Origin of the sequence: Ensifer sp. Root954 (assembly GCF_001429005.1) — a bacterium.
Taxonomy (GTDB): Bacteria; Pseudomonadota; Alphaproteobacteria; order Rhizobiales; family Rhizobiaceae; genus Ensifer; species Ensifer adhaerens.
In genome coordinates, this window is sequence record NZ_LMJM01000014.1 from 26063 (window position 1) to 40319 (window position 14257).

Genomic DNA, 14257 nt, shown 5'->3' on the forward strand with positions numbered 1-14257 from the left:
CGGGCCTTAGATCTGGACGAGGCCGATATCCTTGACCTGGCGAATGGTCAGCATCGTGCGCACCGTGTCGACCCGTTCATTGGCCGTCAGCACTTCGATGACGAAATCCTGGAAAGTCGTGAGGTTTTCGGCGACACAATGCAGCAGGAAGTCGCTTTCGCCGGAAACCGTCCAGGCCTGCCGGACGATCTGCCATTCTGCAGTAGCGGCCGAGAACGCCTTGAGGTCGGCCTCCGACTGACGCTTCAGGCCGACCATGCAGAAAGCGACGAGATCGAAGCCGAGCGCCGGTGCGTTCAGCAGTGCGTGATAGCCCTTGATGACGCCGGTCTCTTCGAGCTTGCGCACGCGCCGGAGGCAGGGCGGCGCGGAGATGCCGACCCTTTGCGCGAGATCGACATTGGTCATCCGGCCATCACGCTGGAGCTCGCGAAGGATCTTGAGATCGATAGCGTCGAGCTCGACTTGTTTCGTCATGAACGTTCGTCCTTTTCGTGGTGACTTTGAGCGCGAGGCAAAGTCGAAAACTTGTGTCTGCCGATGGTGAGGTTGCCCCGATGGCGGGCGACGTCGACTGATGTCTGCCTATCCCGGCGCTGCCGCGATCATCTCGGTCGAGATTTTCAGCAAGGCGCGCTCGTCAAGGGCAAGGTCGTCTCGAGTCGGTGCGTGGCCGAGCGCAGCGCTTTCGCAGTGCAACCATGCACGGCCGGCATTCAACCCCATATGCTTCTCCAGCAAAGTGAATCCGCGTGAAATATCGTCAAACCCGCTGGACAACAAGCAGCCCGGCCGACTATTCGCGGGAAAATGGCGTTGGCGATCCCGGTAGATGCGCAAATAGAGGTGGACATCTTCAGGAGCGACGCGAAGAGCGCTCCATTGTCGGCGCGAGGCGCGGATCGATGCCGGGCCGACACCTGTGCCTTAAGCGCGTCATCTGGTGGCAAAAGCGGGCTTGAGGCTCAAGCACTTGTGTGTATCAGGCTGCGCGCTCTTGAAAGTCATGGTGGGGAATACCTAAAGTATGGGACGATTTCCCATTGACGCAATGGAATCGGATGAGGAGGCAATCCTCTCCGATGAGCGAAGGACAAGATTATGACTGCCCGTCACGTGAAAGTGCTGATCATCGGCTCCGGCCCGGCTGGCTATACCGCCGCCATCTATACGGCGCGCGCCATGCTCAAGCCCGTACTGATCGCCGGTATGGAACAGGGCGGCCAGTTGATGATCACGACTGACGTCGAAAACTACCCGGGCTATGCCGATCCGGTCCAAGGCCCGTGGATGATGGAACAGATGCTGAAGCAGGCGACCCATGTCGGCGCCGAGATCGTCAACGATCTCGTGACCGATGTCGACCTGTCGGTGCGCCCGTTCCGCATCAAGACCGACAGCGGTAACGACTGGACGGCGGACGCGCTGATCATCGCAACCGGCGCCAAGGCCAAGTGGCTCGGCATCGAGACCGAACCGACCTTCATGGGCTTCGGCGTCTCGGCCTGCGCCACCTGTGACGGCTTCTTCTATCGCAACAAGGACGTGATCGTCGTCGGCGGCGGCAACTCGGCCGTTGAGGAAGCGCTCTATCTCTCGAATCTCGCCAAGACGGTCACTGTCGTTCACCGCCGCGATTCCTTCCGCGCCGAGAAGATCCTGCAAGAGCGCCTGTTCGCCAAGCCGAACGTCAAGGTCATCTGGGATCACGAGGTCATCGAGTATCTGGGTGCGCCGGCCAAGCCGCCGATGCCCGCTTCCGTCAACGGCGTGAAGCTGCGAAACACCAAGACCGGCGAAACCTCCGACATGGTCACCGACGGCGTGTTCGTCGCGATCGGCCACGCGCCGGCAGTCGAGCTTTTCAAAGGCAAGCTTCGGCAGAAGTCCAACGGCTATCTTTGGACCGCGGCCGATTCGACGGCGACCGACGTGCCCGGCGTTTTTGCCGCAGGCGACGTGACGGACGACATTTACCGTCAAGCGGTTACGGCGGCCGGCATGGGCTGCATGGCAGCGCTTGAGGCCGAGAAATACCTGGCGGGTCATATGCCCGTCGCAATTGCAGCCGAATAGAAGCTGCGAATCGGGGTGGTGCCGCTGAGGCACCTCGCCCGTGTGGGAACAGATGCATCAGCCACGCCCGGAAGACAGGACCCCGTCTTCCGGAGTGGTTTCTTATGGGGGACTACATGTCGCTGGACTGGGACAAACTGCGCATTTTTCACGCGGCGGCCGAGGCTGGGTCGTTCACCCATGCGGCAGACAAGCTTCATCTTTCGCAGTCCGCGATCAGCCGGCAGGTGAGTTCGCTGGAGCAGGATGTCGGCATCAAGCTGTTCCACCGCCATGCGCGCGGCCTGATCCTCACCGAACAGGGCGAGATCCTCTATCGCACCGCGCATGAAGTGCTGATGAAGCTCGAGAGTGTCAAGGTCCAACTGAGCGAAACCACGGACAAGCCGAGCGGCAAGCTGCGCATCACCACGACGGTCGGACTCGGCCAGGGCTGGCTCACCGACAAGATCCAGGAGTTCATGTCGCTGCACCCGGACGTGCAGGTTCAGCTCATCCTCGACAATGAGGAGCTGGACGTGAACATGCGCCACGCGGATTGTGCCATCCGCCTGCGTCAGCCGCAGCAGTCGGACCTCATCCAGCGCAAGCTCTTCACCGTGCACATGCACGTCTATGCAGCTCCGTCCTACATCAACAAGTATGGCGAGCCGCAGTCAGTCGAGGATCTCGACAACCACCGCATCATCACCTTCGGCGAGCCGGCGCCGAACTATCTGCTCGACGTCAACTGGCTCGAGATCGCCGGCCGCGATTCCGACAATCCACGCGTGTCGCACCTGCAGATCAACAGCCAGACCTCGATCAAGCGCGCCTGCCTGCTCGGCATCGGCGTCGCCATGCTGCCCGACTATATCGTCGGTCGCGATCCTGGCCTCATCCAGCTGCCGATCAGCGCCGACATCCCGTCGTTCGATACCTATTTCTGCTATCCGGACGAGATGAAGAACGCAGCCAAGCTCAAGGTCTTCCGCGACTACATCGTCGCCAAGGCCCGCAACTGGAACTTTTAGGACGCTTCGGCGAATGCTCATTTTCCGAGCATTTTCCCAAGAGGCCGCCAACCATCTGTTTTTACATCGATATTACGGATGCGCCGTCTCTATTGTGCGGCGCATTTTTATTGTTCGCCGCAGAAATAGGCAGGGATGCGCGCATGACATGGCTGTCATGCACAGAAAATGATTGTTGCGCGCCCAAAAAAGCAGCATACCAAACTCAGCTGATGCATCTTTGGTGGCTTCTCCTCCCAGTGCCACCGCAGCAGCTGTTCCCCTCTGGAGGTTTAATTACCTTCACAACTTATAAGGGCCCAAGTCATCTTGTGGCCCTCTTTTTTTGTCTACTGTTAGATACAGGCGAAACGTGACGAAAATCACAGCCGGCTATTGAAAGCCGATACTTCGCTTCCCATATTAAAATGCAGCTGATGCATTCTTGGTGGCTTCTCCTCCCCGCCACCGCATTAGCTGTTCCCCTCTGGAGGTTCTTATTACCTTCACAACTACAAGGGCCCAAGTTTTCTTGAGGCCCTCTTTTTTTGCCTGCAGCACGCTCACGGTCTTGTGATTTGAATATCGTGTTTTAGCGATACATCTATCGTTAAAACACGATATGGCGATATACCATGGACCGAGACGAAATCCTCAAGGCGCTTGCCCATCCCGTGCGGGTGAACATCCTCGCCTGGCTGAAGGAGCCGCAGCGCCATTTTCCGACCCAAGAGCATCCGCTCGATCTCGGCGTATGTGCCGGCCAGTTCGAACGCTGCGGCCTGTCGCAGTCGACCGTTTCCTCGCATCTCGCTGTGCTTCAGCGCGCCGGCCTCGTGACAACCCGCAAGGTTGGCCAATGGATCTTCTACCGCCGCGATGAAGAGACGATCGCCGCCTTCCTCGAGAGCATCGGCGATCTCTGAATCAACCACCTTCTCCCAAGCAGCCCCCCCTGAAAGGACCTCCCATGGCCTCGCTTTTCGACCCCATCACCATTGGTGACATCGCGCTGAAAAACCGCATCGTGATGGCGCCGCTGACCCGCAACCGATCCCCGGGCGCCGTTCCGAACACCCTGAATGTGACCTACTACGAGCAGCGCGCGACGGCAGGCCTGCTGATCTCGGAGGGAACGGCGATCACCCAGCAGGGCCAGGGCTATGCCGACGTTCCGGGCCTCTATACGCCGGAAGCGCTTGAAGGCTGGCGCAAGGTGACGGACGCAGTGCACGCCAAGGGCGGCCGGATCGTCGTCCAGATGTGGCATGTCGGCCGCATTTCGCATGATTCTCTGCAGCCGGGTGGCGGCAAGCCTGTTGCACCGTCGGCCGTTCGCGCTAAGTCGAAGACCTATCTGGTCAATTCGGACGGTACTGGCTCCTTTGCCGAAACCTCCGAGCCGCATGCACTGGAGACCGCCGAGATCGAAGCGATCGTCGAGGACTATCGCAAGGCTGCGCGCGCCGCGATCGACGCCGGCTTCGATGGCATCGAGATCCATGCGGCCAACGGCTATCTCATCGACCAGTTCCTGCGTTCGGGTTCGAACCACCGCACGGATACCTACGGCGGTTCGATCGAAAACCGCGCCCGCTTCCTGTTCGAGGTCATGGATGCCGTGACGAATGAAATCGGCGCCGGCCGGGTCGGTATCCGCCTTTCGCCCGTCACTCCCGCCAACGATGCCTTTGATCCGCAACCGCAGGAGGTGTTCGGCCATGTGGTCAAGAACCTCGCCCGCTACCCCCTCGCCTATATCCACATCATTGAAGGCGCGACCGGCGGCCCGCGCGACCACCAGCAGGGCGACCAGCCATTCGACTACGACGCCCTGCGTTCGACCTATGTCGCTGCCGGCGGCAAGGCTGCCTGGATGACCAATAATGGCTATGACAGGGCACTCGCGGTAAAGACGGTCAAGGACGGCGAAGCCGACCTCGTCGCTTTCGGCAAGCCGTTCATCGCCAACCCGGATCTCGTCGAACGGTTGAAGCGCGATGCGCCGCTCAACACGCCGGATCAGGCAACCTTCTACGGTGGTGGCGCCAAGGGCTATACCGACTATCCGGCCCTTGAACAGGTCGCCTGACACTCCCACATGGCAATGCTCCGCCTCTTCGGCGGGGCATTTGTCTTTGGGAATGAAGAGCTTATGTTTTCGCTATATTCAGAAAAATGGTCATTGCATCCTGACGGCGACGTCATCGTAACCCCCTCCAGCCGTCTTTACCCCGTCCGCTATCGCGGCCAGCAGGCGATGCTCAAGGTCGCCGAGGACCCGGAAGAGAAGTATGGTCGCCTGCCCCTGCTCTACTGGAACGGGCATGGCGCTGCAAAGGTCTATGAAGCCGATGGCGACGCGGTGCTGATGGAGCGCACGGACAGCCAGCGCAACCTCTTCCACATGGCGATGACCGGAAGCGACGAGGAAGTGACGCGCATCATCTGCCGCACCGTCGCCGAGCTCCATGCGCCGCGCTCGACACCGGTTCCCGGCGATCTCGTGCCACTCGACAAATGGTTCGCTTCCCTGGAGACGGCTGCTCCCGCTCAAGGCGGTCTCTTTGCCCGCGCGCTCGAGGCGGCGAAAAGCCTGTTTGCAGATCCCGAACCGCCGGTCGTGCTGCATGCCGACGTCCACCACGCCAACATCCTCGATTTTGGCGACCGCGGCTGGCTGGCGATCGATCCGAAACGCGTCCTCGGCGATCGCGGCTACGACTACGCCAACCTGTTCTGCAATCCAGAACTGCCCCTGGTCACCGCTCCGGGCCGGCTGCAGCGGCATCTGCCGATCGTCGCGAAGGAGACCGGGCTTCACCCGCAGCGCATTCTCAACTGGGTGCTTGCCTATGCCGGGCTTTCCGCAGCCTGGTTCCTGGAAGACAATGACGATTCCGGCGTCGAGAATGACCTTACGATGGCGCGAATCGCCATCGCCGAGCTCGGCATCTAGGCTCAACCCGTCCGCAACAGGACGACGGCGTAGATACAGGTCTCTCCGCCGACATTGCGGAAGACGCAATCCTCCGGCGGGCCGAGTTCCAGGCAATCCCCGATGCCGAGCGTATGGGTCTCCAGCCCTTCCACGAAGGTCAGGCGCCCCGCAGTCACCCATATCCACCGGCGATGGAGCGCATAGGCGGATGCCGGGATCGGCACCTCGGCGCCGGCCGGAAGTTCAACCTCGACAAGCTCGAGCGGCAGGTCCGACATCGGCGAGACATGGCGCCGAAGATATCCGGTCTGCGGATCGCGCCACACCGCCTGATCCTGGCGCCGCGACAGCCTGCCCTGGCTCATCTCCGCACGAGCGATCAGAGTGGACATGGTGAGCCCGAAAGCGCCGGCGAGCTTTGCCAGCAGCGTCGCCGTCGGGCTGCTATCGCCGCGCTCTACCTTGTGGATCATTGCGCGCGAGACGCCTGATCGCTCCGAAAGCTCGCTCAGTGACCAGCCGCGCGCCTCTCTTTCCAGACGAATTCGTTCACTGAGCCGTTGATCCAGACTGTCTACTTTAGTATTCATATCGTAGTCATATAGTGAACGAATGCGAGGAGCAAGCATGCTGATCCGGGCGGCCATCCAAGACGATATGCCAGTCATCTGCGAGATCTACAACGACGCCGTGGCGAACACGACGGCGATCTGGAACGAGACCCTGGTCGATGTCGCCAATCGCGTGGCCTGGCTGAAGGCGCGCACGGACGTGGGCTATCCTGTGCTGGTGGCGGTCTGCGAGGAAGGCGATGTCATCGGCTATGCGTCCTTCGGCGATTGGCGCGCCTTCGATGGCTATCGCCATACGGTCGAGCACTCCGTCTATGTTCACAAGGATCGGCGCGGTGGCGGCATCGGCCGGAAACTCATGGTCGCGTTGATCGCCGAGGCCGAACGGCTTGGCAAACATGTGATGATCGCCGGCATCGAATCGGAGAACGCAGCCTCGATCCGCCTTCATGCCCAACTGGGTTTCGAGGATACCGGCCGGCTGCGTGAGGTCGGCACGAAGTTCGGCCGCTGGCTTGATCTGACATTCATGCAACTGGTGCTTCCGACGGGCTCGCCGCGCTAACCCGCGGCGGCGCCTCGACAATGGCCGTTTGTCGAGGCGGCGGGAGATGCTATGAACCTTCAAGGACTGTTTCTGGAAATATTTTGACGTGGGTCTTCGGCGGAAGGTCAGATCGGGCGCCTGGGCACGTGTCGCGAGAGCGGCACTGGCGTTGGCTGCCAGCATTCCTGCATTAAACATGACCGAGGCAGAGGCTCGTATCGACGACTTCGCCGCGCAGCCCAAGTGCGTCTATTCCGGCCCGTCGGCCACCGACTCCGCCAAGTCGCTCTGCATCAGCAAGGAAAACTTCGCCCGCGATATCTGCGGCGTGATCGACCACTATGCGACGGTCAACGACCTGCCCGCGGCCTTCTTCGCCCGGCTCATCTGGCGCGAAAGCCTGTTCCGGCCCAATGCCGTCAGCCCCAAGGGTGCCGAAGGCATCGCGCAATTCATGCCGGGAACGGCGAAGATGCGAGGGCTCAACAACAGCTTCGATGTCGTCGAGGCGCTCGGCAAGTCGGCAGAGTATCTGAACGAACTGAAGTCGCGCTACGGCAATCTCGGCTATGCGGCTGCCGCCTACAATGCCGGCGAGAACGGGCTGGAGCGTTTTCTCGAGGTCGATTGGCTGCCGGCGGAAACGCGCAACTACGTGCTCGCGATCACCGCCTACAGCGTCGAGGACTGGCGCGACAATCCGCCGAAGATCCTCGACCTGACGCTCGACAAGAACAAGAGCTTCATCGACGGCTGTGTGGCGCTCGCCAGCACCCGCAACCTCCGCGACATCGAGGTGATCGACGAAGCCGAATGGGCGCCCTGGGGCGTACAGCTTGCCGCGCATTTCCAGAAATCAGTGGCGCAGCGACTGTTCGTCAGCGCCGTCAAGCGCCTGCCGGAGCCGATCCGCAGCGAGAAGGCGCTTCTCCTGCGCGAGCGCAATGCCAGCTTCGGCCTGCGAATCCGCTACGCCGCACGCATCGGCCGCGAGACCCAGGCGGACGCGAACAAGCTTTGCGCCACCATCCGCAAGAGCGGCGGCGCTTGCCTCGTCTTCCGGAACTGACTGCTATCGAGGCCTGCCCGAAATTGATCCTGACATGCGCGCGCGCTAGCCTGCGGCAATCCCTTGCGGAAGCGCCCGCGGGGCGTTCAGGCAACCAAGTCCGACGAGCGTCGTTGCAACCGCCTCGTCGATCGGCGTGTGCGGCTCTTCGCCGAGCACGGCAAGCAGCCGCTCGTTCGGCATTCTCAACGGTTCGCGCCAGAGATAGCGCATCTTGCGCAACTCCCTGAAGAGCGGAACGAAGGGCGAAGCCAAGTCGATCAGCCACCACGGGAAGGCCCGGACGGGAAGCGCCGGCTTGCCGACAACCCGGCGGATCGCCGCGATCATCTCGGTTCCATTGCGGTCGAGGAAGCCGCGCATGTGGTAAACGGCGAAAGGCGGCAGGTCCTCGGCGCGCTCGACGAGGCGGATCATGGTTTCGGCGACATCGGGCAGATAGGCCCATTGGTGGCCGATCCCCTCGCGGCCCGGGTAGGAAATCGCGCCCAACGCTCTGCCCGGCTTTACCAGCCCTTGCGAAAACCAGTTATTGGCCGCACCGGGACCGAAGAAGTCGCCTGCCCTCACGATGATGACGCCGACACCTGCCTCCGAAGCGTCCTTCAGACGGCGCTCCATCTCCCTGCGGATCAGACCCTTGTCGGTATCCGGGTTCTGCGGCGCGTCCTCCGTTAGGACGGGAAAGGCGTCGCGGCCGAAATTGTAGATCGTTCCCGGTAAGAGGATGCGTGCACCGGTGGACTTGGCCGCGGCGATCGTATTGTCCAGCATCGGCAGCACCAAGGTGCCCCAATTGCGGTAACCCGACGGATTGACCGCGTGCACGATCAGATCCACCCCTTCGGCAGCAGTGCGAACGTCGTCCGCGTTCATGGCATCGCCTTGCCGCCAGTCGAACGCCGGCTCGGCCTGCGCCGTCGTCGCGGCGTTTCGGTTCAAGGCACGCACCTGCCAGCCGCGCCTGCGGAGCCCACGGGCGACGGCGCTGCCGATACCGCCCGTCGCGCCGAGCACCAGCACACGTCTTGTTCTCTGCTGCATCTCGGTCATGTCACACTCCATCCGTTTCGATGAAGGCAGGATCACGCATTCACGAGCTAAACGGAATTGCCGAAAAATCTTGCGTAGCTATACTGAAATCCATGAGCAAGATGGATTTGAGCTGGGATTTCTACCGAACATTCCTCGCCGTGCTTAAGGAGGGATCGTTGTCAGCCGCCGCCCGCGAGCTTGGCCTGACGCAACCGACCGTTGGCCGGCACGTGGACGCCATGGAAGCGACACTCGGCTATCCGCTGTTCGTGCGCTCGCCGCACGGTCTGTTGCCGACCGACGCCGCGCTGGCACTCAAGCCCTATGCCGAGACGCTCGCCGCGACATCGGCTGCGCTCTTGCGCGCGGCGTCGGGCCGGCGCGATACGGTCAGCGGCACTGTGCGTATCAGCGCTAGCGAAGTCATCGGCATCGAGGTCCTGCCGCCGATCCTTTCAGAACTGCACGCCGCCTATCCTGCATTGACGATCGAGCTTTCCGCCTCGGACACGGTCGAGGACCTCTTGCGCCAGGAGGCCGATATCGCGGTGCGCATGGTGGCGCCCGCACAGGATGCGCTAATCGCCCGACATCTCGGCGCGGTTCCCTTAGGCTTTCACGCCCATCGCCGCTACATTGAGCGACGCGGCATGCCGCAGACACTGGCAGACCTTAGCAATCACAGCCTGATCGGTTACGACCGAGAGACTGCGGCGATCCGGGCGATCATCGCCCGCTCGCCCGAACTGCCGGCCACACGCTTTGCGCTGAGGGCCGACAGCAATCTTGCCCAATTGGCCGCAATCCGCGCCGGCTTCGGCGTCGGAATCTGCCAGAGCGGACTTGCGGCACGCGACCCCGACCTGCTCCCAGTGCTGCCCGGCTTGTTCGAGATGAAGCTCGATACCTGGCTGGTGATGCATGAGAACCTGAAGACGGCTCCCCGCTGTCGCGTCACGTTCGACGCACTTGCCGCGGGACTGCGGGCCTATATTCGTGGCACTGCGCATGCAGACGCGAATACCGAAATCTGACTTTCAGACACCTCCCGCTGCTGCTCGATACTAGTCCTACGCACGAAAAAGCCCGCCAAAATGGCGGGCTTTCAGTTTCCTTGGCACTTCAAGTCTAGCGCTTAATCCTCGGATTCGGCTGGCGTTTCCGCTGCGCCGTTCTCGACGGCCGCCTCTTCGCCTTCCTCTTCGTCGCTTTCCGGTTCGCTGATGCGCTCGACCGAAACGACCTTCTCGTCCTTGGCGGTCGAGAAGATGGTAACGCCCTTGGTCGCGCGGCTCGCAAGCCGGACGCCATTGATCGGCACGCGGATCAATTGGCCGCCGTCGGATACAAGCATGATCTGGTCGTTGTCTTCGATCGGGAAGGCCGCGACGAGCACGCCAATTTCCGTCGTCTTCGAGGTGTCGGTGGCGCGGATGCCCTTGCCGCCACGGCCCGAAGTCCGGAAATCGTAGGACGACGAGCGCTTGCCGAAGCCCTTCTCCGAGACCGTCAGCACGAACTGTTCGCGTGCCTTCAGTTCCTCGAAGCGTTCGTTCGACAGTTCTCCGCCGTCAGCGACTTCCTCGCCGACCAGAGCGATTTCTTCCTCGTCGCCGTTCGTCGCCCGACGTTCCGCCGCAGCGCGCTTGAGATAGGCGGCACGCTCCCACGGTTCGGCCTCGACATGGCCAAGGATCGCCATCGAGATGATGCGGTCGCCGTCGCCGAGATTGATGCCACGAACGCCGATCGAGTTGCGGCCCGCAAAGACGCGCACGTCGTCGACCGGGAAGCGGATGCACTGGCCGAGCGCTGTCGTCAGCATGACGTCGTCATGCTCCGTACAGGTGTCGACGGAGAGAATCTCGTCGCCCTCTTCCTCGAGCTTCATCGCGATCTTGCCGTTGCGGTTGACCTGGACGAAGTCCGACAGCTTGTTGCGGCGAACCGTGCCGCGGGTCGTCGAGAACATGACGTCGAGGTTTTCCCAGGTTGCCTCATCCTCGGGCAGCGGCATGATCGTGGTGATGCGTTCGCCGGGTTCCAGCGGCAGCATGTTGATCAGAGCCTTGCCGCGCGATTGCGGCGTGCCGATCGGCAGGCGCCAGACCTTCTCCTTGTAGACGATGCCACGCGAGGAGAAGAACAGAACCGGCGTATGGGTATTGGCAACGAATAGCCGGGTAACGAAATCCTCGTCCCGGGTCGCCATGCCCGAACGGCCCTTGCCGCCACGGCGCTGCGCGCGGTAGGTCGTCAGCGGCACGCGTTTGATGTAGCCGAGATGCGAGACGGTCACGACCATGTCTTCACGGGCGATGAGATCCTCATCGTCCATGTCGGGGCCGCCTTCCATGATCTCGGACCGGCGCGGGGTGCCGAACTCGTCGCGGATGGCGACGAGTTCGTCCTTGACGATGCTCATGATACGCAGGCGCGACGACAGGATGTCGAGGTAATCCTTGATTTCCTCGCCGATCTTGTTGAGTTCGTCGCCGATTTCGTCGCGGCCGAGCGCTGTCAGGCGCTGCAGGCGCAGGTCGAGGATGGCGCGGGCCTGCTCTTCCGAGAGGTTGTAGGTGCCGTCCTCGTTGATGCGGTGGCGCGGGTCGTCGATGAGGCGGATGAGGCTCTCGACGTCATGGGCCGGCCAGCGGCGCTCCATCAACTGCTCGCGCGCCGTCTGCGGGTCGGGCGCATGGCGGATGAGCTTGATGATTTCGTCGATGTTGGCAACCGCGATGGCAAGACCGACGAGCACATGGGCACGGTCACGCGCCTTGCGCAGCAGGTATTTCGTACGCCGGCTAACAACTTCCTCGCGGAACGAGACAAAGGCACGCAGCATGTCGAGCAGCGTCATGTGCTCGGGCTTGCCGCCGTTCAGTGCCACCATGTTGCAGCCAAACGAGGTCTGCAGCGGCGTGTAGCGGTAAAGCTGGTTCAGGATGACATCGGCATTGGCATCGCGCTTCAGTTCGATGACGACGCGGTAGCCCTGGCGGTCCGATTCGTCACGCAGGTCCGAGATGCCTTCGATACGCTTCTCGCGGACCAGCTCGGCCATCTTCTCGATCATCGTCGCCTTGTTCACCTGGAACGGGATCTCGGTGATGATGATCTGCTCGCGGTCGCCGCGCATCGGCTCGATATGGGCGCGGCCGCGCATGATGACGGAGCCGCGGCCGGTCTCATAGGCCGAGCGGATGCCCGAGCGGCCAAGGATCAGCGCGCCAGTCGGGAAATCCGGGCCGGGGATGATTTCCATCAGTTCCGGCAGTTCGATCGCCGGATTGTCGATCAGCGCCATGCAGCCGTTGATGACTTCGACCAGGTTGTGCGGCGGAATGTTCGTCGCCATGCCGACGGCAATACCGCCGGCGCCGTTGACGAGCAGGTTCGGGAACTTCGCGGGAACGACCGCCGGCTCCTGCAGGGTGCCGTCATAGTTGTCGCGGAAGTCGACCGTTTCCTTGTCGAGATCGTCGAGCAGCGAATGCGCGGCCTTCTGCAGGCGGCATTCGGTGTAGCGCTCGGCCGCCGGCGGGTCGCCGTCGACCGAACCGAAGTTGCCCTGGCCGTCGATCAGCGGCAGGCGGAGCGACCAGTCCTGCGCCATGCGTGCCAGCGCGTCGTAGATCGCGGCGTTGCCGTGCGGGTGGTACTTACCCATCACGTCCCCGGTCACACGGGCGCATTTGACGTATTTCTTGTTCCAGTCGATGCCGAGCTCGCTCATCCCGTAGAGGATGCGGCGGTGCACGGGTTTCAGACCGTCACGCACGTCGGGAAGCGCGCGGCTGACGATAACGCTCATCGCGTAATCGAGATAGGACCGCTGCATTTCCTCGATGATGGAAATCGGCTCGATGCCTGGCGGAGTTTTTCCGCCGCCGGGGGTGCTTTGCTCAGTCAATGGTGATCACGATCTTTGTTCAGAATCAGTCGGATATTTATAGCGGATTGCCATCGGAAGCGCCAATTTGCGGCCTTTGGCGCCACTTGCCCCCCGGACTGTGAAGATGTCTTTGTAATGCCTTGATTCGCTGTACGATTCACCCAGTTATCCCGATCGGGATCGATGAGCCGCACAGCAGTTGTGAACAGTCTTTTGCCGCCGGAGCAGGCTTTTCTAGGGCATCGCGCCGGAAATCGGAAGACCCTGTCCGTCAAAGCCCGCTGCGCCGCGGATTTCCAGCCTCTACGCTCGCAGCGATTGCTGATTAAGTCATTGCTGAGACTTTGTTTGTCTGCCCCTTCCCAATGCCCGGCTGCTTGCCTAACAATGTAGACATGCCACCGGGAAAACCCGGGGCAAAATCCGGAAGGGGAAACGGATGTTCAATGTCGACCTCCTGGTCAATGCGCTGACGACGCTTCTCGTCACGCTCGATCCGCCTGGCCTCGCGCCGATCTTCCTGAGCCTCACGGTCGGCCTCAGCCGGCAGGAGCGCTTTCAGGTGGCCACCCGTGGCTCGCTGATCGCCTTCTTCATCCTGGCGGCCTTTGCGCTCTTCGGAAACAGCATCCTCGGCCTGCTCGGCATCTCGATCGGCGCCTTCCGTATCGCCGGCGGCCTGCTGCTCTTCTGGATCGCCTTCGAGATGATTTTCGAGAAGCGCCAGGAGCGCAAGGAAAAGACCGGCGAGAATGCGACGGTCAAGGACCACATTCACAACATCGCGGTCTTCCCGCTGGCCCTGCCGCTCATTGCCGGGCCGGGCGCGATTTCGGCAACGATCCTGCTTGCCGGCTCGTTCCCGACCGCTGTCGAGCGCACTCAGCTCCTGATCGTCATCGCGCTGTCGATGCTCAGCCTGTTTCTGGCGCTGGTCATCGCTGAACGCGTCGATCGCTTTCTCGGCGTCACCGGCCGCGCCATCCTCACCCGACTGCTCGGCGTAATCCTGGCAGCACTCGCGGTGCAGTTCGTCGTCGACGGCGTCAAATCCGCGATGACGACCTGAGGTCGGATGGCTGGGCGCATCCTTCGCCCGATGCAGTCGAAGTAGACCGGAAACGAAA

Annotated in this window: 13 protein-coding genes; 9 read left to right on the forward strand and 4 right to left on the reverse strand. The window is 61.9% G+C overall.

The window, feature by feature from the left end:
* Positions 1-6: 6 nt before the first annotated feature.
* Positions 7-477, reverse strand: a complete 471-nt coding sequence (locus ASE71_RS07440; protein WP_034791292.1) for an Lrp/AsnC family transcriptional regulator — start codon at positions 475-477, stop codon at positions 7-9.
* Between the two features lie 624 nt (positions 478-1101).
* On the opposite strand from ASE71_RS07440, the gene trxB reads away from it, so the two are divergent.
* The 5 genes from trxB (at position 1102) to ASE71_RS07465 (ending at position 6027) form a co-directional block, all read left to right on the forward strand.
* The gene (gene trxB / locus ASE71_RS07445) at positions 1102-2076 is read left to right on the forward strand and encodes a thioredoxin-disulfide reductase (RefSeq protein WP_060517131.1); all 975 of its coding nucleotides are present in this window, start codon (positions 1102-1104) and stop codon (positions 2074-2076) included.
* A gap of 116 nt (positions 2077-2192) precedes the next feature.
* A complete protein-coding gene (locus ASE71_RS07450) occupies positions 2193-3089 on the forward strand; it encodes a LysR family transcriptional regulator VtlR (protein WP_034791460.1) in 897 nt (298 codons plus the stop codon).
* Positions 3090-3703: 614 nt separating this feature from the next.
* Positions 3704-3994 (forward strand): ArsR/SmtB family transcription factor, encoded by a 291-nt coding sequence (locus tag ASE71_RS07455; protein WP_034791288.1) that lies wholly within the window; start codon positions 3704-3706, stop codon positions 3992-3994.
* A 44-nt stretch (positions 3995-4038) separates the two neighbouring features.
* Positions 4039-5160, forward strand: coding sequence for an alkene reductase (locus ASE71_RS07460; RefSeq protein ID WP_034791286.1), 1122 nt, complete (start codon positions 4039-4041; stop codon positions 5158-5160).
* A gap of 63 nt (positions 5161-5223) precedes the next feature.
* Positions 5224-6027 carry an aminoglycoside phosphotransferase family protein gene (locus ASE71_RS07465; protein ID WP_034791415.1) on the forward strand — a complete coding sequence of 268 codons (804 nt, stop codon included), beginning with the start codon at positions 5224-5226 and terminating at the stop codon, positions 6025-6027.
* A gap of 2 nt (positions 6028-6029) precedes the next feature.
* On the opposite strand, the gene ASE71_RS07470 is transcribed toward ASE71_RS07465, so the two are convergent.
* Positions 6030-6599 (reverse strand): helix-turn-helix domain-containing protein, encoded by a 570-nt coding sequence (locus tag ASE71_RS07470; protein ID WP_034791283.1) that lies wholly within the window; start codon positions 6597-6599, stop codon positions 6030-6032.
* Between the two features lie 37 nt (positions 6600-6636).
* Between ASE71_RS07470 and ASE71_RS07475 the strand changes: the two genes are divergently transcribed.
* Complete coding sequence (locus tag ASE71_RS07475; RefSeq protein WP_034791281.1) at positions 6637-7146, forward strand: GNAT family N-acetyltransferase; 510 nt, start codon at positions 6637-6639, stop codon at positions 7144-7146.
* A gap of 178 nt (positions 7147-7324) precedes the next feature.
* Entirely contained in the window at positions 7325-8197 is an 873-nt protein-coding gene (locus ASE71_RS07480) for a lytic transglycosylase domain-containing protein (RefSeq protein ID WP_082566343.1), read from the forward strand.
* A 45-nt stretch (positions 8198-8242) separates the two neighbouring features.
* Here the strand turns inward: ASE71_RS07480 and ASE71_RS07485 are convergent, their stop codons facing one another.
* Positions 8243-9250: an NAD-dependent epimerase/dehydratase family protein gene (locus ASE71_RS07485; RefSeq protein ID WP_034791269.1), complete on the reverse strand. Its 1008-nt coding sequence runs from the start codon at positions 9248-9250 to the stop codon at positions 8243-8245.
* Between the two features lie 101 nt (positions 9251-9351).
* Here ASE71_RS07485 and ASE71_RS07490 point away from each other — a divergent pair, with 101 nt between their 5' ends.
* Entirely contained in the window at positions 9352-10266 is a 915-nt protein-coding gene (locus tag ASE71_RS07490) for a LysR family transcriptional regulator (protein WP_412523727.1), read from the forward strand.
* 101 nt (positions 10267-10367) lie between these two features.
* On the opposite strand, the gene gyrA is transcribed toward ASE71_RS07490, so the two are convergent.
* On the reverse strand, positions 10368-13148 hold the full coding sequence (gyrA, locus tag ASE71_RS07495) for a DNA gyrase subunit A (RefSeq protein ID WP_034791267.1): 2781 nt from the start codon (positions 13146-13148) through the stop codon (positions 10368-10370).
* A 421-nt stretch (positions 13149-13569) separates the two neighbouring features.
* On the opposite strand from gyrA, the gene ASE71_RS07500 reads away from it, so the two are divergent.
* Positions 13570-14199: a MarC family protein gene (locus tag ASE71_RS07500; RefSeq protein ID WP_034791266.1), complete on the forward strand. Its 630-nt coding sequence runs from the start codon at positions 13570-13572 to the stop codon at positions 14197-14199.
* The last annotated feature ends 58 nt before the right edge of the window (positions 14200-14257 follow it).

Bases quoted from the DNA above. Each gene is read 5' to 3' on its own strand.
- ASE71_RS07440 (WP_034791292.1), bottom strand. From the start codon at position 477: ATGACGAAACAAGTCGAGCTCGACGCTATCGATCTCAAGATCCTTCGC.
- trxB (WP_060517131.1), top strand. From the start codon at position 1,102: ATGACTGCCCGTCACGTGAAAGTGCTGATCATCGGCTCCGGCCCGGCT.
- ASE71_RS07450 (WP_034791460.1), top strand. From the start codon at position 2,193: ATGTCGCTGGACTGGGACAAACTGCGCATTTTTCACGCGGCGGCCGAG.
- ASE71_RS07455 (WP_034791288.1), top strand. From the start codon at position 3,704: ATGGACCGAGACGAAATCCTCAAGGCGCTTGCCCATCCCGTGCGGGTG.
- ASE71_RS07460 (WP_034791286.1), top strand. From the start codon at position 4,039: ATGGCCTCGCTTTTCGACCCCATCACCATTGGTGACATCGCGCTGAAA.
- ASE71_RS07465 (WP_034791415.1), top strand. From the start codon at position 5,224: ATGTTTTCGCTATATTCAGAAAAATGGTCATTGCATCCTGACGGCGAC.
- ASE71_RS07470 (WP_034791283.1), bottom strand. From the start codon at position 6,599: ATGAATACTAAAGTAGACAGTCTGGATCAACGGCTCAGTGAACGAATT.
- ASE71_RS07475 (WP_034791281.1), top strand. From the start codon at position 6,637: ATGCTGATCCGGGCGGCCATCCAAGACGATATGCCAGTCATCTGCGAG.
- ASE71_RS07480 (WP_082566343.1), top strand. From the start codon at position 7,325: ATGACCGAGGCAGAGGCTCGTATCGACGACTTCGCCGCGCAGCCCAAG.
- ASE71_RS07485 (WP_034791269.1), bottom strand. From the start codon at position 9,250: ATGACCGAGATGCAGCAGAGAACAAGACGTGTGCTGGTGCTCGGCGCG.
- ASE71_RS07490 (WP_412523727.1), top strand. From the start codon at position 9,352: ATGGATTTGAGCTGGGATTTCTACCGAACATTCCTCGCCGTGCTTAAG.
- ASE71_RS07500 (WP_034791266.1), top strand. From the start codon at position 13,570: ATGTTCAATGTCGACCTCCTGGTCAATGCGCTGACGACGCTTCTCGTC.